At 56.0% G+C, this 18,847-nt stretch carries 18 protein-coding genes; 1 reads left to right on the top strand and 17 read right to left on the bottom strand.

The window, feature by feature from the left end; translation table 11 throughout:
- Nucleotides 1–293 (top strand): transposase (locus G3578_RS02735; RefSeq protein ID WP_165208343.1); only part of this gene is annotated, 293 nt, incomplete at its 5' end.
- A 296-nt stretch (nt 294–589) separates the two neighbouring features.
- Here G3578_RS02735 and G3578_RS21245 read toward each other — a convergent pair.
- The 17 genes from G3578_RS21245 to G3578_RS02650 all read right to left on the bottom strand — a co-directional run bounded on the left by G3578_RS21245 (nt 590) and on the right by G3578_RS02650 (nt 18,692).
- Nucleotides 590–1,450 carry a RodZ domain-containing protein gene (locus tag G3578_RS21245; protein WP_165208341.1) on the bottom strand — a complete coding sequence of 287 codons (861 nt, stop codon included), beginning with the start codon at nt 1,448–1,450 and terminating at the stop codon, nt 590–592.
- 3 nt (nt 1,451–1,453) lie between these two features.
- Nucleotides 1,454–2,248: a DUF3388 domain-containing protein gene (locus G3578_RS02725; protein ID WP_165208339.1), complete on the bottom strand. Its 795-nt coding sequence runs from the start codon at nt 2,246–2,248 to the stop codon at nt 1,454–1,456.
- Nucleotides 2,249–2,347: 99 nt separating this feature from the next.
- Nucleotides 2,348–2,614 carry a DUF3243 domain-containing protein gene (locus tag G3578_RS02720; protein WP_165208337.1) on the bottom strand — a complete coding sequence of 89 codons (267 nt, stop codon included), beginning with the start codon at nt 2,612–2,614 and terminating at the stop codon, nt 2,348–2,350.
- A 96-nt stretch (nt 2,615–2,710) separates the two neighbouring features.
- Nucleotides 2,711–3,457, bottom strand: a complete 747-nt coding sequence (ymfI, locus tag G3578_RS02715; protein ID WP_241254402.1) for an elongation factor P 5-aminopentanone reductase — start codon at nt 3,455–3,457, stop codon at nt 2,711–2,713.
- Between the two features lie 9 nt (nt 3,458–3,466).
- Nucleotides 3,467–4,759, bottom strand: coding sequence for an EF-P 5-aminopentanol modification-associated protein YfmH (gene yfmH, locus G3578_RS02710; RefSeq protein WP_165208335.1), 1,293 nt, complete (start codon nt 4,757–4,759; stop codon nt 3,467–3,469).
- A gap of 1 nt (nt 4,760) precedes the next feature.
- Complete coding sequence (yfmF, locus tag G3578_RS02705; protein ID WP_165208333.1) at nt 4,761–6,056, bottom strand: EF-P 5-aminopentanol modification-associated protein YfmF; 1,296 nt, start codon at nt 6,054–6,056, stop codon at nt 4,761–4,763.
- A gap of 170 nt (nt 6,057–6,226) precedes the next feature.
- Nucleotides 6,227–6,934: an ABC transporter ATP-binding protein gene (locus G3578_RS02700; protein ID WP_206529409.1), complete on the bottom strand. Its 708-nt coding sequence runs from the start codon at nt 6,932–6,934 to the stop codon at nt 6,227–6,229.
- Entirely contained in the window at nt 6,918–8,690 is a 1,773-nt protein-coding gene (locus G3578_RS02695) for a branched-chain amino acid ABC transporter ATP-binding protein/permease (protein ID WP_165208331.1), read from the bottom strand. The genes G3578_RS02700 and G3578_RS02695 overlap by 17 nt, the downstream gene beginning before the upstream one ends.
- A gap of 1 nt (nt 8,691) precedes the next feature.
- A complete protein-coding gene (locus G3578_RS02690; protein ID WP_165208329.1) occupies nt 8,692–9,576 on the bottom strand; it encodes a branched-chain amino acid ABC transporter permease in 885 nt (294 codons plus the stop codon).
- A 51-nt stretch (nt 9,577–9,627) separates the two neighbouring features.
- The gene (locus tag G3578_RS02685; RefSeq protein WP_165208327.1) at nt 9,628–10,845 is read right to left on the bottom strand and encodes an ABC transporter substrate-binding protein; all 1,218 of its coding nucleotides are present in this window, start codon (nt 10,843–10,845) and stop codon (nt 9,628–9,630) included.
- 25 nt (nt 10,846–10,870) lie between these two features.
- Nucleotides 10,871–11,662 (bottom strand): 3-hydroxybutyrate dehydrogenase, encoded by a 792-nt coding sequence (locus tag G3578_RS02680; RefSeq protein ID WP_165208325.1) that lies wholly within the window; start codon nt 11,660–11,662, stop codon nt 10,871–10,873.
- A 194-nt stretch (nt 11,663–11,856) separates the two neighbouring features.
- Nucleotides 11,857–13,566, bottom strand: coding sequence for a sigma 54-interacting transcriptional regulator (locus G3578_RS02675; RefSeq protein WP_165208323.1), 1,710 nt, complete (start codon nt 13,564–13,566; stop codon nt 11,857–11,859).
- A gap of 88 nt (nt 13,567–13,654) precedes the next feature.
- A complete protein-coding gene (locus tag G3578_RS02670) occupies nt 13,655–13,810 on the bottom strand; it encodes a hypothetical protein (protein WP_165208321.1) in 156 nt (51 codons plus the stop codon).
- A gap of 133 nt (nt 13,811–13,943) precedes the next feature.
- Nucleotides 13,944–14,912 carry an ABC transporter permease gene (locus G3578_RS02665; RefSeq protein ID WP_165208319.1) on the bottom strand — a complete coding sequence of 323 codons (969 nt, stop codon included), beginning with the start codon at nt 14,910–14,912 and terminating at the stop codon, nt 13,944–13,946.
- Nucleotides 14,912–15,982 carry an ABC transporter permease gene (locus tag G3578_RS02660; protein WP_346773943.1) on the bottom strand — a complete coding sequence of 357 codons (1,071 nt, stop codon included), beginning with the start codon at nt 15,980–15,982 and terminating at the stop codon, nt 14,912–14,914. The genes G3578_RS02665 and G3578_RS02660 overlap by 1 nt, the downstream gene beginning before the upstream one ends.
- Nucleotides 15,979–17,490, bottom strand: coding sequence for an ATP-binding cassette domain-containing protein (locus tag G3578_RS02655; RefSeq protein ID WP_206529445.1), 1,512 nt, complete (start codon nt 17,488–17,490; stop codon nt 15,979–15,981). The genes G3578_RS02660 and G3578_RS02655 overlap by 4 nt, the downstream gene beginning before the upstream one ends.
- Before the next feature lie 143 nt (nt 17,491–17,633).
- Nucleotides 17,634–18,692 carry a BMP family lipoprotein gene (locus tag G3578_RS02650; RefSeq protein WP_165208315.1) on the bottom strand — a complete coding sequence of 353 codons (1,059 nt, stop codon included), beginning with the start codon at nt 18,690–18,692 and terminating at the stop codon, nt 17,634–17,636.
- Nucleotides 18,693–18,847 lie beyond the last annotated feature (155 nt).

Here is an 18,847-nt window from a genome sequence, read left to right as displayed (position 1 = left end):
AGAAACTTGTGGCATTCGTGGGGATTGATCCAAGCGTTCATCAGTCCGGAAAGTTTACGGCAACGCAAATGAGCATCACGAAGCGAGGATCCAAGCGCCTTCGAAAAGCTTTGTATATGGCGGTGCAATGCAGCCTGAGAAGGTCAGGAAATCCACGGCTTCGCCAATATTTTGATCAGAAACGTGAGACCAAGCCTTACAGAGTAGCCGTAATTGCATGTGCCAATAAACTTCTCCATCTCATCTACGCAATTCTGAAGAAGGGGGTTCCTTATCGAGAACAGACCGTATAACGATAACGGATAGGACTGGTAACCAAATCCTTCCAACAGGAGTTGGAAGGATGGTTTGTTATACCCTTTTTACAGTATACCACAAATCAAGATGCTATCTAATTAATTTGGCTTGACAAGATATTAGCTGGTTCAGGGATGTGAGACTCACGCCCCCTGTGGCCCCCGCGTCTTGTTTCTCCGCTGAGTCGGTCGTCAAAGGAGCTCGCTTGGCCCCATTCCTCCATGCCTCCAAACAGAAGTTTGTAATCAGGCTATGGCGGTCTGTGCTGCCGCCTCTCCCTCTACGCTCCCGGTCAGGGCTGTTTCGGTTTGATCGTGATCAATGACGGATAAAATTTGATCTTGGACATGTCGATCGGCACATCGTTGACGCTGATCTGAACGGCATTGGGTGCCCCTACCACAAGCGTAGGGTTTTTCGGCGCTTCCAGCACCTTCTCGTCCCCTTTTTTCAGCATGACGCCATCGCCTTTTTTCTTGGACCCTTCCCTGACTTCAAACCAGCAGCGGTCGGTCGCCTTCACTTTCACCGTGATCTTGTCGGCGGGCGAAAGGACGAAGGTGTATACGGAACCCTGCTGGGACTCAAAGGTAAGCGTGGCTTTCTCCTCCACTTCCGCAGGATCCTGCGGCTGTGTTGTTTCAGGCAGTTGAACCGGCGTGGGGGCCGGCGGCTGCGCGGCAGGCGGTACCTGCGGCGTTCCCGTCTGCACGCCTGGAGGAGATGCAGAATCAGTGCCCGGAGTGGGGCTGGTATCCAAACCGGTGCTGTTGACAAAAGCCATGTAGATCACACCGATGATCAGCACAACAAAGAGAACGAGCAGCGTCTTCGTCACCCAGCGTCCCGCCTGCAGCGGTTCATTGACAGCGGCGGCGCGTCGGCGGCGCAGACGCTCCAATTGTTCCTGCGGCTGTTGGGCCGGAAGGTCGGCCTGAAAATGTTGAAGCAATTGAGAGGGATCCAGCCCCACGGCCTCCGCATAGCTTTTGATAAACGCGCGCGCGTAGAAGTGGCCGGGCAGGAGATGGAAATGGCCTCTCTCAATCGCTTCCAGATAACGTCGCTGGATTTTGGTCACCCGTTGAATATCGTCCAGCGAGATTCCCTTCTCTTCACGGGCTCTTTGCAATACCTGGCCGAGCTCGGACACGGCTTACCCTCCTAACGTCATGTCAAAATCGTTGAATCCCCTGTTATTGAGCAGCTCATAGGTAATTTCCTCATCAGGATGATGGCGGAGTTCAATAATATAGTGAAAGTCGGAGAGTTCGTATTCTGACTCACGCACGAAAATATCCGGATGTTCGATCACTTTCGCGGCGGGAAAACTAATGATTTCACGAAGCAGGGAGTGGTGTTTTTCTGTCGAACGCATTGTCGAAACGATCCCGTCTATTAAATATACATGATCGGGGGACATTTCATCAATCGCCAGTGAACTGCGCACCGTTTGCCGCAGCAGGGTGGATGAGATAAAGGTCCACCGCTTGTTGGCGGATACACTGGCGGCGATCATCGATTCAGTCTTTCCGACCCTTGGCATCCCGCGGATTCCGATCAGCTGATGCCCGTCTTTTTTTAAAATTTCCGCCATGAAATCAACCAGCAGCCCCAGCTCGTCACGGATGAAGCGGAAGGTCTTCTTGTCTTCGCTGTCCCGCTCGATATAACGGCCGTGGCGGACAGCCAGGCGGTCCAGCATGGTGGGAGGACGCAACCTTGTTATGGTTATGTTGTCCACTTTCTGAACAATGTTTCGCAGGATTTCAATCTTTTCATCATCATCCGTCGTGAGAAGCATGCCGCGGCGTACATTTTGCACACCGTTGATCGTCACAATATTGATATTCATCATCCCGAGTATGGAAGCGATATCTCCCAACAAACCCGGGCGGTTCTTGTGAATTTCATATTCCATGTACCATTCTTTTACCTCTTTGGCTTCCATGCGAATCCTCCCAGCCGGCTGTGCATTTCCTTCTCAGTATACCATTTTCAGAGGATTCGACAAATAAAAATCCCCTCTGACGGGGGATTTTCGTTCTGCTTAGCCGTTGTTTGCATTGCCGGTATCCTGCACAAGCTTCACCATCAAGGAAGCCAGCGCCCGCTGCTGATTTTCATCACCGGCGTCCCACAGCTCCTTCAGGAGACGCTCCTGCTCGTTTTTCGGATCAACCTTCGCCGACAGGTAATCCCCGATCTGATAAGCGACGTTGGCGATGGATTCGTTTTCCATCCCGGCCTGTTTGGCCTGATTCACCCGTTCCCCGAGAAACTCCTTCCAATCACGAAAGTTGTCGAGAACTGACATCGAATTCCCTCCTCGAGATGATTACATACGGACATGGGCCCGCATAGGAGTAGAATTCCAAGTTTCAACAAGCTTTATGCATCGGAAAAACGGCCCTCAGGCATACCAACCGCCGTTCGGGCTGATCACCTGCCCGGTTACGTAAGCGGCCTCCGCTGACAGCAAATACCGGACCAGCGACGCCACTTCCTGCGGCTGGCCCAATCTGCCTGCCGGAATCTCCTGCAGGAGCGATGCCACTTCCTCGGGGGAAAAGCGCCGCATCATGCCGCCTTCCACCGCGCCCGGAGCCACGGCATTGACGGTAATGCCGCTGGGCGCCACCTCTTTGGCCAGCGCTTTGGTAAAACTGTTGATCGCTCCCTTGGTCAGCGAATAGAGCACTTCGCAGGAAGCGCCGGTCAATCCCCAGATGGAGGAGATGTTCACAATCCGGCCGTACTGATGCCGGAGCATCGCCGGCAATGCCGCCTGCGTGACAAAAAAAGCGGCCCGCACGTTAACCGCCACCAGCTCGTCAAACAGCCCGGGAGTCACGTCGGTAAAGAGACCGACATGATCGATCGAGCTGTTGTTTACCACCAGCAGCGGCTTGACGGGCATCATGTCAAAAATGGCGGCAATCTGATTCACGTCGCGCAGATCGGCCTGAACGGGGTAGGCGGGCACCCCCCTTTCCTGACAAAAATGCAGGAGCGGCTCCAGCCGTTCCCCGCCCTGATGATAGTGCAGATAAAGCGGAACCCCGTCTTCGGCCAGCCTCCACGCGATGGCCCGGCCGATCTCCCCCGATGCACCGCTGATAAAGGCCCACGCCGTCTCTCTTCCCATATCTCTTTCCATCTCTTCCTCTTACTCCTGTTTTGATGCAGATCGGACAATGGACACCGCCATTTGTTCGAAGCGGAAATGCTCGGCCATCCGCGCCTCCACTTCTTCGCGGGTGATGGTTTCCAACACGGGCAGCACGTCGAACAGATCGGTTCCGTTAAATTTGTAGCTGGTAAACTGGTTGGCGATATACTCCACGGAATTGAGCGCCCGGAGATAATGGCCGATCTTCTTGCGCTTGCTCCGCTCAAAGGACGGCTCATCGATGCCGCCTTGCAGATAGGTTGTCAGTTCCTGCTGGATGGTTTCCACCAGCTTGTCGGGATCGGGCGTATCTCCCCCGATGATGGAATAGGCATAATCCGTTTCATTGCTGTAGTCAAAATCGAAGGAATCCGTGATCAGCTCGCTGTCATACAGCTTCTGATAGAGCGGGGAACTGGTCCCAAACAGGATGTCCAGGAGAAGCTTGGTCGTCAGCTCCCGCCGCAGCAGGGCTTCCCCCTTTAGTCCGGTCTTTGTTTCCTTGAAGCCGATCAAGCACCTCGGCAGGCCGACAGGCAGATGATGCTCCACCCGCTTCCGTGCCAACCCGGGTGGCTCCGTCGGATACAGGCGTTCAATCTGCGGGGCGGGCGGAAACGCTTTGTTCGCCTGATTGTTCCGCACCAGCTGCATGACCTCCTGCGGTTCAAAGGAGCCCACCACCAGCAGCAGCATGTTGGCCGGATGATAGAACGTCTCGTAGCATTGATACAAGGTTTCCGGGGTGATTTTGGCGATCGACTCGATGGTGCCCGCGATCTCGATGTTGACCGGATGCTCCTGGTACATCGCCTTCAGCAGGTTCATGTATACTTTCCAATCCGGGCTGTCATCATACATCGTAATCTCCTGCCCGATAATTCCCTTTTCCTTCTCCACGCTTTTGTCGCTGAAGTAGGGTTCCTGGACAAAATCGAGGAGCAAATGCAGGTTCTTTTCCAGATTGTCGGTGCAGGAGAATAGATAGGCCGTCCGGTTGAAGGTCGTAAACGCATTATAGGACGCGCCGTTTTGACTGAACTCCTGAAACACATCCCTGTCTTTCTTCTCGAACATCTTGTGTTCGAGAAAGTGGGCAATGCCGTCCGGTACATGAATCTCCTCGCCGCTGCGCGTCTTGAAATGGCTGTCGATCGAGCCGTACCGGGTCGTAAAGACCGCATACGTTTTGCTGAAGCCCCGCTTCGGCACGAGATAGACGGTCAATCCGTTCGTAAGCTTCTCATGATACACCGTCTCCTGCACCTGTTCGAATGTGGTCGTCTGCATGTTACGCCTCCCCCTTCCTGTCGCGCAAGAGGTAGATGGTATCGATCGCAAGCTTGCCTGCTACCCGCTTGACATCGTCGACCGTTACCTCCTCAATCTGCCCGAGCAGTTCTTCCAATGGCCGTTTGCGCCCGCTGACCACACCGTTATACGCAAAATCGATCATCATCTTCGGATTGTCGGTCAGTTCGCGGTATTGATTGGCAATCGTCGCCTTGGTCTGCTCCATCTCCCGCTCGCTGATCTGCCCCTGCCGGACCAGCTCCACCTGTTCTTTCATGATGCGCACGGCCTTTTCGTAATTGGCGGCATCGATCCCGGACATCATCATCAGGATCCCTTTATGGCTTTCCAGGCGGGAGACGGCATAGTAGGCCAGGCTCGCTTTCTCCCGGACATTGAGAAAGAGCTTGGAATGGGGAAAGCCCCCCAGAACGCCGTTGAACACCACCAGGGCCGGGTAATCGTCATCCTTGTAGGTGATATGGGTGCGGCAGCCGATATGCAGTTTCGCCTGGTTCACATCCAGCCGCTCCACCACTTCCCGGATGGAGGTGACGGGCTTCTCCTGATTGGCGGCAGGCAGCCGCTTCTCCGGCTGGCGGGAGATGGTGAGATGCTGCTGAATATACTGAGCCACTTCGGACCGGTCCACATCGCCCACCACAAAAATATCCACGGGATTTTGGCTGATCAGTTCCTGATAGTATTGGTACAGATTGGCACCCGTAATCGCGGGCAGATCCTCGGCCCGTCCGTTTGCCAAAAGGGCGAAAGGCTCCCCTTTGCACATCTCTTCGGTAATGCGCTGATTGGCGTATTTCATTTTATCATCGATCAGGCTTTCGATGCGCTTGCGCAGCGCTTCTTTTTCCGCCGTCACGTATTTGTCGGCAAACGCGCCGTTCTCCAGATACGGCCTCGCCAGCACATCTCCGACGAACTGCACCGCCTGCTCCAACAGGGGGGTGTGGTCGGAGAGATACTTTTCATTGGGCACTTCCATATACAGCTGAAGCACCTGCCGCTCTCCCTTTTTCACCACATCCATGTCGAAGATGGCGCCATACAAAAAGTCAAGCTGTTCCCGCAGCTTGCGTGTATCCGGAAACCGGGCGGTAGCCCTCTTCAGCACCATGGACAGCAGCGAGGTTTTGGTGACGTACTGCTCGGATAGTTCCTGCTGGATCATCACCACCAGCGTGGTGGTCTTAAACTTGTCGGTCGCAAGGGTATGCAGATTCATCCCGTTTACCCGGGATGTGTCAAACGCAATCTCGTTGACGAGAGCGGCCATGCGCGTCTCTCCCTTCTCATTCACATCGTACCTACTATTGTAACCAATGGACAGGCAATTCAGCAAAGAAAACGCGGCGATTGTCGAGCCGCTGGCGATGGCAGAGCCGCAGACCGTTCGTGCAAAAAGAAAAGACGAAGCTCCGGATCGCCTCGCCTCTTTGCGTTCGTTCATGCGCCGAGATAGGTTTGCACCACTTTTTCGTCATGCAGAAGATCATGGGCCGGACCGCTGAATTCCACCTGTCCCGACGAGAGAACATACCCCCTGTCGGCAATGGAAAGAGCGGCAATCGCCAGCTGCTCGACCAACAGGATGGTCTTGCCCTCCTCCCGCAGCTGCTTGATCGTATCCAGAATCAGCTTCACATAGAGCGGCGACAGCCCCATCGACGGTTCGTCAAGCACCAGAAAATCGGGATTCGACATGAGCGCACGGGACAGGGCGAGCATCTGCTGTTCCCCGCCGGACAGGGTGCCGGCCTGCTGATGCCGCCGCTCCTTTAACCGGGGGAACCGTTCGTACTCCCTCTCCAGCCATGCTTTTACCTGCTTCGGCTGCGCCTTGATCTTGGTGTACGCCCCGAGGATCAGATTGTCCTCCACCGTTTGATCCCCGAAGATCTGACGGCCCTGGGGGACATGGCTGATGCCCAGCTTCATGATCGCGTCTGGCGGCAGATTCCCGATCGACTGGCCGTTATACCGGATGTCGCCCTGGCTTTTCACCAGCCCCGTAATGGCCTTTAACAGCGTGGTCTTCCCTGCTCCATTCCGGCCGATCAGGGCCACGATCTCTCTTTTTTCCACATGCAGATCCACCCCGCGCAGCGCCTGGGCCATCCCGTACCGGACGGACAGATTACGTGCCGACAACAAGCTTCCTCACCTCTTCTCCCCCGAGATAGGCTTCGATCACCTGCGGATGGTTCTGGATATGAACCGGATCCCCTTCCGCGATTTTTTTGCCGAAATCAAGCACGGTGATGCGGTCGCACACATTCATCACGATCTCCATGTGGTGTTCGACGAGGATGATGGAGATGCCGATGCTTTTCAGCTTGCGGATCACTTTCATGATTTTCTCCACTTCATAGTGGCTGGCCCCCGCTGCAGGCTCATCGAGAATCAGCAGCTTCGGTTTCACCGCCATCGCCCGGGCGATTTCCACCAGCCGCTGCTCCCCGTACGAGAGATTGGCGGCCGTCTCCTCCGCCTTATGGGCCATGCCGACAAAAGCCAGCAGGGAAAGCGCCTTTTCCCGGAACTGCTGTTCTTCCCGCTTAAATCCTGCCGTATGAAAGAGATTGGCCGCAAAACCGGTGCGGTAATGCAGGTGGAATCCGACCAGCACATTTTCCAGCACCGTCAGCTCCGTGAAAAGCTGTAGATTTTGAAACGTGCGGGTAATCCCCACCTTCGCCATCCGATGGGGGGGATAGGCGGATACATCCCGGCCGTTCCACACAATTTTGCCCGCCGTAGGTGCATAAACGCCCGTCAGCAGATTGACCGTGGTGCTTTTTCCGGAACCATTCGGCCCGATCAGCCCCCGCACTTCCGGCCCTTGGCACGCGAAGCTGACATCATCGACGGCTCGATAGCCGCCAAACTCCATGACCACCTTCTCCATGGCAAGCTCCGCGTTTGGCTCTTCGGATGCCCAGCCAATCTCGTCGCTCTCTGCCACCGCAGCGTCGGTCTGCCGCTGCCCTGCCTGCGTCGGTTTCTTCAGCCGCATCAATCCGCCGACGATGCCATCCGGCAAGGCGATCAGACTGAACAGCAGGATGCCTCCGAAGATCAGCAGGTGATAATCGTACAGGCTCTGCACCAACTGCGGCAGCAAATAGATGATCAGGGTGCCCACCACCGGCCCCAGGCGCGTGCCGGCTCCCCCCACGATCACGCCGACGAGAAAGAGAATCGACTTGTCAAAGGTAAACGAATCGCTGTTGAAATATGCGTTCTGAAAGGCAAAAAGCGTACCGGCAATGCCGGCGATCAAGGCGCTGAGCGCAAAAGCAAGCACCTTCCAGTTGCGCACATTCACCCCGACGGTCGCAGCCGCCACTTCGCTGTTGCCCATCGCCTGGAACGTTCGCCCGATTCGGGACGTGACCAGATTGTCGGCCAGGACGGTAACTGCAAGCGTCAGCAGGCAGATGAACCAGTAATAGGGAACGACACCCAAAGGCAGCCCGAACAGGTCAGGCTCCGGCAAATACATGCCGGCCGGGCCGCCTGTCACATCCACCCAGCGGTTGGCGATGATCTCGATCAACAGGCCGAATGCGATCGTCACCATGGCCAAGTAAGGCCCCTTGGCCCGCAGCGACAGCATGGCGACAACCGCTCCCGCCAGCGCGCATACCCCCATGCCGATCACCATGCTGATGACAAACGGCATGCCTGCATTGGTGCACAGGCCGGAGACATAGGCGCCGATGGCGAAAAAACCGGCATGTCCCAATGAGAGCTGACCGGAGAGGCCGACCAGCAGATTTAACCCTAGGACCACCATGTAGGTGTACAGGAAGCCCTGTGCCAGATGTATCAGGTAGGAGTTGGGGAAAATCCACGGAAAGGCGTACAACACGGCGCCAATCGCTCCATAGATCAACCACTTTTTCATGTCAGAATTTCTCCTTCACTTTTTTGCCAAGCAGCCCCTGCGGCATGAAGATCAGCACGATCAGGATCAGCACAAACGCGCTGGCATCCTTGTAGGCGGAATTGTACAGCGAAAAGACCTGTTCGATCACCCCGAGCAGAAGCCCGCCGAGCAGGATGCCGAGCGGATTCTCCAAGCCACCGATGATCGCTGCGGCGAATGCCTTCAACCCCAGGGTGGCCCCCATGAAGAAGGCGGTGTTGGTAATCGGCCCAACGAGGATCCCGCCGATCCCGGCGAGCGCGCAGGATAGGGCAAAGGCCAATACAGCCATGCGGCGCGGATTGATCCCCATGAGAGATGCCGCATCGGCGTTGAAGGCAACGGCCGCCAGCGCCTTGCCCAGAAGCGATTTGTTCAGGAAGAAAAAGAGGCAGGCCATAATCACGATGGCGCAGACGGCGATAAACAGCTCATGCCTGGTAATGCCGACATCCCCGATGCGAACGACCTCGCTCCCAAAGGGAGAGGGGAAAGGAATCACATTCCTTCCCCAAATCAGCATCGCGATATTGCGAATCATGATGGAAACCGCCACCGTGCTAAGAATCCAGCCGATGGAATGAGCATGCTGCAGCGGCCGGATCGCCACCCGCTCCAATCCCCAGCCGAGAAGGCTCATGACCGCGGCCACGATCAATAAGGCGGCAAGTATCGAGAGAACCGTCGGCATGCCGGACGTCGCCATGGCGCCGTATGAAGTGAGCCCAAGCAGCGCCCCGAGCATGAGGAAATCCCCCTGGCCGAAGTTCATCGTTCGTGTGGTGATATAGGTGATGTAATATCCCTGGGCGATAATCGCATAGATGCTGCCCAATATGAGACCGCTTACAACTGCCTGCAGCAAGCGCTTCTCCCCCTCCCTGTCGCGAGTTGTCCGGGTGAGGTTTTCCACCCATTAAGGTTTGACGATCACGCCGTCCTTGTACGTTGCCAGGAACATGTTGGCGCTGGTAAGCGCCTCATGGTTCTCTTTGGTAAACGGCTTTTCGCCGATCGCCGTTACGCCTTTGAAGCCTTCCATGTTTTCGATGGCATCGCGAATGGCTTTTGGATCGGTTCCGGCTTTTTTCACGGCTTCCAGTATCAGCCGCGCACAGTCGTACCCTTGGGCAGAAGCGATGGGGAAAATGTCTTCGCCGAACTTGGCGACGATTTTGTCATGGAACTTGCCGGCCGCTTCGCTTTGATCGATGGTAAACGACTGCACCATATAGACGTCTTTATTGACCAGATCGCCTACCAGCTCCTTGACGGTCGGGTCTCCCATCGCCCAGGAAGCAACGGTAATCGGGTAATAATTCAGCTTCTCACGGGATTTCAGATATTGGGCCGCTTCCGGCGCAAGCCCGTAAAAGATGACGACGTCAACATTGGCGGCCTTCATCTTGTTCAACTGCGATTCCATGTTCGTGTCATTCACCTGGAATGATTCCACGGCCGCCAGAGTGAGGTTGTATTTCTCTTTCAGCACAGCCTCCACATCGGCTTTTCCGCCCTGGCCGTACCCGGTTGTGTCGTGCAGCAGCCCGATCTTGGAGAACTTCTTCTCTTCGACGATCCACTTCAGCATCGTCTCTACCTGACCGCGGTCATAGGGACTGACACGGAAGATGTAATTCTTCTCTTCGTTCGCGTACGTCTGGGTGATGGCGGTACCGGTGGCAACCGGGATCACTTCCGGAATTCCCGCTTCCTGGGCAAATTTGACATGGGCTTTCGCGTTTCCGCTGTTGGCCGGGCCGATAAAGGCGACGACCTTGTCCTGCTGGATCAGCCGCTGGACGATCTCCACCGATTTTTCGGGCTTGGCCTCGTCATCATAGACGACCAGTTTCGCCTTCATGCCGTTGGCGCCGCCTTCCGCGTTGAACTCCTCCACCGCCATTTCCGCCGCACGCCTCACCGCTTCCCCAAACTTGGCGGTACCGCCGCTGAAGGAGATGGCCAGCCCGATGTTGAATTCCCCTCCGGCCGCTGCAGGCGAACCGCCGGAGCTGCCCGGCTGCTGGGCAGGCTGCGGAGCCGCGGCCTTCTGGTCAAGCTGCGGCCCGCAGGCGGCGAGCCCCAACGTCAGCATCATCAGAATCGACAACCATCCATTCCGTTTTTTCATGCATGAACCCCCTCCATTTGTTTATTTAATGCATCACATAACCGCCGGAAATGTTGATCGACTGTCCCGTAATGGCGGCAGCCGCATCCGATGCCAGAAAAACGGCGAAGTCCCCGATTTCGGCTGCATCCAGCAAACGCTTCTGCGGGACATGCTGCAGGATGGCATCGTCGAGCACCCGGTCGGGCGGGAGCTGGTACGCAGCCCCAAGATCAGCCAATTGATTGCGAACCAGCGGCGTATCCACGAATCCCGGGCAGATCGCATTGCATGTGACGCCGGAATCTCCCGCTTCCACCGCCGTCACGCGGGTAAGACCGATGATCCCATGCTTGGCCGAGCAGTATCCCGCTTTGAACGGCGCTCCAATCTTGCCGTTGATGGAGGAGATGTTGATGATCCGTCCCCACCTGCGCTGCTTCATTTTGGCAAATACGGCCTGTGTGGCGACAAAGGGGCCGACCAGCATGACATCGATCAGCTTGCGGAACGTCTCGGGCGGAAAGGTTTCAATCGGCGCCACATGCTGAAAACCCGCATTGTTGACGAGAATGTCAACGGTGCCCAGCCGTCCTTCACAAGCTGACACCATCTGCAAAATCGATGATGTGTCGCTCATATCCACCTGCAGCGCAATCTTCTGCTGCGCATCACGGGCGGGAAAGTCGCGGATGGCCGCTTCCGCCCTGTCGAGATTCACATCGGCGATCGCAACATGGCTGCCCGCTTCGAACAGTTTGCGGGCGATCGCCAGACCGATCCCGCTGGCCCCGCCGGTGACGAGTGCCACTCGGCCCTGAAGGATGTCTGTTTTCATAAGTCCTCCTCTCTCCTTGCAACCGTTTTCATTTTTCTATTAATTGCAAATTGCGTGCCAATTAGTTGCGCAGAGAGCGAGTCTTCCCATACAGACGTGGCATGCAGGAGGTACGGAGCGACACCTGCAGATATGTCGCAAATATGACACACTTATATGTATCAAAAACACTACATGTTGCACGCATGCAACAGCTACTCAGCCAGCAGCTGATATTTCTCCAGTTTACGATACAGACTGGCCCGATGGATTCCCAACAGGGCCGCCGCTTTCGCCTTGTTACCGGCGCAATGTTTGAGAGCCGCCTCCAGCACGCGCTTCTCCGCCTTTGCCAGTTCGGCTTCCAGATCGAGCGAAACCGATTCGCCCTGGACTGTCGGTTGTTCCCCCTGCAGGTAAGGAGGGAGATGCTCCAGCTCCAGCGGTCCTTTCTCGGCAAGCTGGACGGCTCTCTCCAGCACGTTTTGCATTTCGCGTACATTGCCTGGCCAGCGGTGGGAAAGAAACACCTGCTTCACCCGGTCGCTTAATCCCTCCACCTGCGTGTAAAGCTCCCGATTCAGCTTGGCGATCAGATGATTGGCCATCGCCAGAATCGACTCCCCCTGCACGCGCAGCGGCGGGATGTTGATCGTAAAGACGTGCAGCCGGTAATAGAGGTCTTCCCGAAATTTCCCTTCCTTGATCAGCTGCTCCAAGGGCCGGTGGGTAGCCGCAATGACGCGGATATCGACAGGGATGGGACGCGTTCCCCCGATTCGTTCCACCTCCCGCTCCTGCAGGACGCGCAGCAGCTTCACCTGCATATCAAGCGGCATATCCCCGATTTCATCCAAAAAGAGCGTGCCGCCGTTGGCCAGCTCGATTTTGCCCGGTTTCCCCCCTTTTTTGGCACCGGTAAACGCTCCTTCCTCATAGCCGAACAGTTCAGCTTCCATCAAGTCTTTCGGAATCGCCGCACAGTTGACCCGCACAAATGCGTTTTCGGCGCGCGGGCTGGCTTCATGGATTGCATGGGCGAACAGTTCCTTGCCCGTTCCGCTTTCCCCGAGGATAAAAACGGACGATTTGGTCTGGGCAATGCGTTTGGCCAGCTTGATCGCTTCCTTCATCAGCGGATGATCGGCAAACAAATGGTCAAACGAGTACTTGGCCCCCATCATCCTTTTCAATTCCTGCCGGTAAAAGTCAAGCTTTCTTTCCATGATGTTGTAGCGTTCCACAATGCTCCGCAGCTCGCGCAAATCGCTGAAAACCACTTTCCCCAACGCCCCGACGATTTGGTCCCCCTCCCTGAGCGGCATGCGGCTGACGATGATCTCCCTGTCGCCAATCCGCATCAGTTGGTCGATTTCCGGTTTGCCGGTCTCCAGGACAATATGCATGCGGGTGTTTTCGATCACTTCCGTCACATGCTTGCCGATCGCCTCTTCAATCGTCGTGCCGAGAAATTCGCAGTAGGTTTCGTTGATCATGGTGATGTAGCCGTGTTTGTCGCACATCACCAACCCATCGTACAGCTGGTTGATCAGCTCCTTGAACTGGCGAAGCTCCAGTTCTTGCTGGGAGAGCTTGCGCGTTGCCATCTCGTAATCGGTCACATCCTGAAAGACCGAGATGCCGCCAACGATTTCCCCGTTTTCCAGATAGGGCGTACGGTTCACCAGAAAGATCTTGTCCCCGAAGCGGATCTCCCGGTGTAGGCTTGGCTTTCCTTCCCGGATCACCTGCTTCATATCCGATCCGGGGGCAATGCTCGTAACCGGACGGGAGAGCACCTCGTTCAGCTTGATCCCCAGCATCTGGCAGCCAGCGGAATTGACGTGGCGAATCATCCCTTCCCGGTCAACCAGCATGACGCCGTTGTGTAACGATTCCAAAAAGTCAATCAGTTTCCGATCCACTATGGCACCTCCCCTCTTCCATGATATAGAAAAAGCGGCAAAGAAAAAAGGAGCATCTCCGCTCCTCTTCCTTCCCGATGGCGCATGGTTACAAATCCGTCTCGCGCCAGTCGGCAAAACGTTCTTCCTTCGCGTCATGCACATCGAATCGGCCGCAATCGGGAGAGAGGCAGAGCATGCCGTGAAGCTGGCTGTCCTGAAAAGGCTGTCCGAGGCTCCCGCCGCAAAAGGGACACTTCCACATGACTCATTCCTCCAAGGGCTGTTTTCCCTAGCATTTCCTTCCGGCGTCACCGCTATGTGGCGCTGCCGATACCGGCCATGTGCGCAAAAAGAAAGCCCGGTCGACGTAGCATCGACCGAGCTTGGGTGTGCAGTTAACGGGAACCCGTCTCGTATGGTTTCCCGGCTGCCGCAGGGGCATTGGTGCGGCCGACAACGCCAGCCAGCACCAGAATCGTCAAGATGTAGGGGAGCATATAGATCACTTCGATGGGCACATAGGCCGTCAGCCCGTAAATCTGCACCAACGATTTGATCGCTTGGGCGATGCCGAAGAAGAGGGCAGCCCACATCACGCCGCCGGGATTCCACTTGCCGAAAATGAGGGCGGCCAGCGCGATGAAACCTTGGCCGGAAACGGTGTTGTGCGAGAAGTTGCTGGTGGTGGTCAGCGCGATCGTCGCCCCGCCCATCGCGGCCAATGCACCGCTGATGATCACGGCGGTGTACCGCATCCGTTTTACATTGATCCCGACGGTATCCGCCGCCCGCGGGTGTTCCCCCACCGCACGCAGGCGCAAGCCAAACGGAGTGCGGAATAGCACGTACCAGGTGATGGCTACCAGCGCGAAGGCGAGGTAGCTCGTCGGATACCCTTCGAACAAGGCGTGCCCCAGATACGGAATATCCCCCAGCAAGGGAATGTGCCACTTGCTGAAGACGGTGGACAGCGTGGTGGTTTGTCCGGCGCCGTTGAAAATGATCTTTGTCAGATAGACGGACAAGCCTGCGGCCAGGAAGTTAAGCGCGACGCCGCTCACAACCTGATCCGCCTTGAATGTGATGGATGCGACGGCATGCGGCAGCGCAAAGATGGCGCCTACCACGATCGCCGCGAAGAACCCGATCCACGGCGCCACCGTGGATGGCGACGGGAAGAAAGGCTGAACGAAAAAAGTCACGACCGCGCCCGTAAACGCGCCGATGATCATCATGCCTTCGAGCGCGATGTTTACAACCCCGGAACGTTCGGAATACAAACCGCCAAGAGCCGCAAAAATGAGGGCAGTCGAAAAAACGATGGTATCGTGGATAAGGTTGCTACCGGTTAATAGCCAGTCCATCAGCTACCCTCCTTCTGTTTCGCAAGCACAGGTTTCAGCAGATAGCGCACGATGCCGTGGGCCGCCACGAAAAAGATGACGGATGCAATCACGACGCGAATCAGTTCCACGGGAACACCCGCCCCGAACTTCATGCCGGACGCGCCGAAGGAGAGCATGCCGAACAAGATGGCGCCCAGGATCACCCCAAGCGGCGTATTTCCGCCGATCAGCGCTACGGCGATCCCGTCCATGCCATAGCCAGGCATGGCAGCGGAGATCGACATGTAATGGAAGACGCCCAGCGTCTCGCAAGCTCCTCCGATGCCGGCAAACATGCCGCCGATCAGCATGGCGTTGACCACGTTTTTGTTGACGTTCATCCCGGCATACTCGGACGCATGCGGGTTAAACCCGACGGCCCGCAGCTCAAACCCGAGCTTGGTTTTCCACAGCAGCACATAAAATACCACGGCCGCGATCAAGGCAAGCAGCGTTCCCCAGTGCAGGCGGGCGCTGTCAAACATTTGTGACAGCCAGCCGATGGTAATGACGGCGGTCTCTTTCACCGGTTCGGAGTTCTGTTTTCCCTCCGGCACCAGAAACGAGGCGAGAATATAATTTGCCAGATACAGCGCAATCCAGTTCATCATGATCGTCGTGATTACTTCATGCACCCCGCGGGCTGCTTTCAAATAACCCGCAATGGCTCCCCACAGACCGCCGGCCAGCGCTCCCGCCAGAATGGCAAGAGGGGCGTGAATGTACGCGGGAAGATCGAAGACGATACCGATGTAAACGGATGCAAGCATGCCCATGATGAACTGCCCTTCCGCCCCGATGTTGAACAAGCCGGTTCGGAACGCGAACGCAACGGAGAGACCCGTAAAGATCAGCGGGGTGATTTGCCGGATGGTTTCTCCAAAGTTGTACGCATTGCCAAACACTTTTTTCAGCAGCGATTGATACGCGAGAAGAGGATCGAAGCCGCCGGCCAGCATCGCCAGCGCCCCCGTCAGCAAACCCAAGAGGATGGCGGCCAACGGGACGAGGGTAGACTCCGCCAGAAAGATGTTTCGCCATTTGTTCACCCGTTTCCACCTCCAGACATGGTTTTGCCGCCGGACATCATGAGGCCGAGCTCCTGCTCGTCTGTTTCCTTCGGATCGACGATCCCCACGATTTTTCCTTCATAGATGACGGCGATGCGGTCGGATACATTCATGATTTCGTCCAGTTCCAGGGAGATCAGCAGCACGGCCTTCCCCTTGTCCCGCTGCTCGATCAGACGCTTGTGAATAAACTCGATGGCGCCTACATCCAGACCGCGGGTGGGTTGGGCCGCGATCAGCAGGTCGGGGTTCTTGTCCACTTCCCGTGCAATGATCGCCTTCTGCTGGTTACCGCCAGAGAGCGCCCGCGCCGGCGTATGGATGCTGGGCGTGCGGACGTCAAACTCCTTGATGAGCCGCTCGGCATGCTTGTCGATGGCCTCATAGTTCAGGAAGCCCTTCTGGTTGAATTCCGGATGAAAGTATGTTTCCAGCACCATGTTCTCGCTCATGGAGAAGTCGAGCACCAGCCCCCGTTTATGCCGGTCCTCCGGAATGTGGGAAAGCCCGCTTTCCGAAATCACACGGGGGGATTGGTTCGTGATCTCTTTTCCGTTCAGACGGATGGTGCCTTCCTGCACTTTCCGCAGCCCGGTCAACACCTCAATCAGCTCGCTCTGACCGTTGCCCTCCACCCCGGCGATCCCGAGGATCTCGCCTGCCCGGACCTCAAAGGAGATGCCGTTTAGCGCATTCACCCCACGGTTCCCCATGGTGGTCACATTCTCTACGGAGAGGATCACGTCCTTGGGCACACTTGGCTTTTTCTCCACGCGGAAGGTTACCTCGCGTCCCACCATCTTGGCTGCCAGCTCATCCGGATTGGTATCTGCCACGGCCAGGGAGTCGATTACCTTGCCGCGGCGGATAATGGTCACGCGGTCGCACGCGGCCATGATCTCCTTCAGCTTGTGGGTGATCAGAATGATGGTTTTGCCTTCTTTCACGAGGTTTCGCATGATCTCGATCAGCTCGTGGATCTCCTGGGGAGTCAGAACGGCTGTAGGCTCGTCAAAAATGAGGATGTCGGCGCCGCGGTAGAGTGTTTTCAAGATCTCCACACGCTGCTGCATGCCGACGGAGATGTTTTCGATCTTTGCATGCGGGTCCACTTTCAGGCCGTAGCGATGGGACAGCTCCACAACCTGTCTGGCGGCTTTGTTGATATCTATCTTCAACCCGCTTCTGGGTTCGTTTCCGAGGATAATGTTTTCCGTGACGGTGAAGGGTTCCACCAGCATGAAATGTTGGTGGACCATCCCGATGCCCAGTTCGTTGGCGACGTTCGGGTTGGTGATCTGCACTTCTTTGCCGTTGATGAAAATCTGACCTTCATCCGGCTGATACAGCCCAAACAAAATATTCATCAAGGTGGATTTCCCCGCGCCGTTTTCCCCCAGCAGCGCGTGGATCTCCCCTTTCCTGACGACCAAATTCACGTTGTCGTTCGCGACAATACCGGGGAACCGTTTCGTAATGCCGCGCATTTCCACTACTGTTTGTCCTTGATCCAAGCAATTCACCCCGTTTGCGGATGAAATAAAAAACGCGTAAAAAAACGATAGGAAGAATGGAAAGAACAAGGCTAGTTTCTCCAAACTAGCCTTGTCCTCCTGCTACTTGGCTACGCTTATTTTTGCGGTTCTTCCGGTACCTTGATTTCGCCGTTGATGATTTTTTGCTTGTACTCATCCACGAGTTTCAACACATCGGCAGGAACCGTATCCTTGGATGTCTCCGGCAGACCTACGCCGTTTTCCGCCAGACCGAGCGATACCACTTTGCCGCCTTCGAATTTGCCGTCGATCACTTCTTTGGAAACGCGGTATACGGCTTCGTCTACGCGTTTCATCATGGAAGTCAGGGTAATCTCTTTGCCGAAGGTGAGGGACTGGTCTTTATCCACACCGATTACCCATACGTTTTCGCCTTTGGCTTTGCGGTCTTTTGCTTCGTTGAAAACCCCGTCACCCGTGGAACCGGCAGCGTGGAAAATGATGTCTACGCCTTGGCCGTAGAGTTGGGAGGCAGCGGATTTGCCGACGTCAGGCTTGTCGAAAAAGCCGGTATAAACCGGAATCACCTGCGCATCAGGCTTCACGGCTTTTACCCCTGCGGTAAAGCCGGCTTCGAAGCGTTTGATTACCGGGACGTCCATCCCGCCGACGAAACCGATCTTGTTTGTCTTGGTCATGGAAGCGGCAACCACGCCGACGAGGAAGGAACCTTCATGCTCTTTGAACACGACGGACTCCACGTTGGGCGCCTCTACCACGGCGTCGATGATGGCCAATTTGGAGTTCGGATTTTCGGTCGCCACTTTCTTCACATGGTCGCCCATCAAGAAACCGATCCCCCAGGTCAGATCCCAGCCGTCTTTGACGAATTGGGTGAGGTTCGGCACATAATCGGCGTCACCCGTACTTTGCAGGTACTTCACGTTGTCTTCCGGCATGTTCAGGTCTTTTTGCAGTTTCTGCAGACCTTCCCATGCGCTTTGGTTGAAGGAGTTGTCGTTGACGCCGCCCACGTCGGTAACCATCCCGATTTTCATGGTCGGTGCCTGGCCTCCGCCGGCTTGTCCGGCCTGTCCGCCTTGGCTTTGCTCCGGCGCCTTGCTGCCACAGCCGGCAAGCACGAGGGAAAGGCTCAGGGCTGCAACAGAGAGCACGGAAACTACTTTTTTCATTCGTTTTACCCCCATTTTGATTGGATTGAGAAATTGATGGCGGGGTGGGCATGTGTCGGGCGACCCATTCCCAGCTTCCCCAAAATTTTTTTTGCCACGCAATTTCCATGAGTCCGTAGAAATTTTACCTTAAGCGGCGAGAATCATGCAAGCCA

Source organism: Brevibacillus sp. SYP-B805, assembly GCF_011059135.1.
Taxonomy (GTDB): Bacteria; Bacillota; Bacilli; order Brevibacillales; family Brevibacillaceae; genus Brevibacillus_F.
The sequence above is the reverse complement of the archived record's forward strand: the minus strand, read 5'-3'. Positions and strand labels throughout refer to the sequence as shown.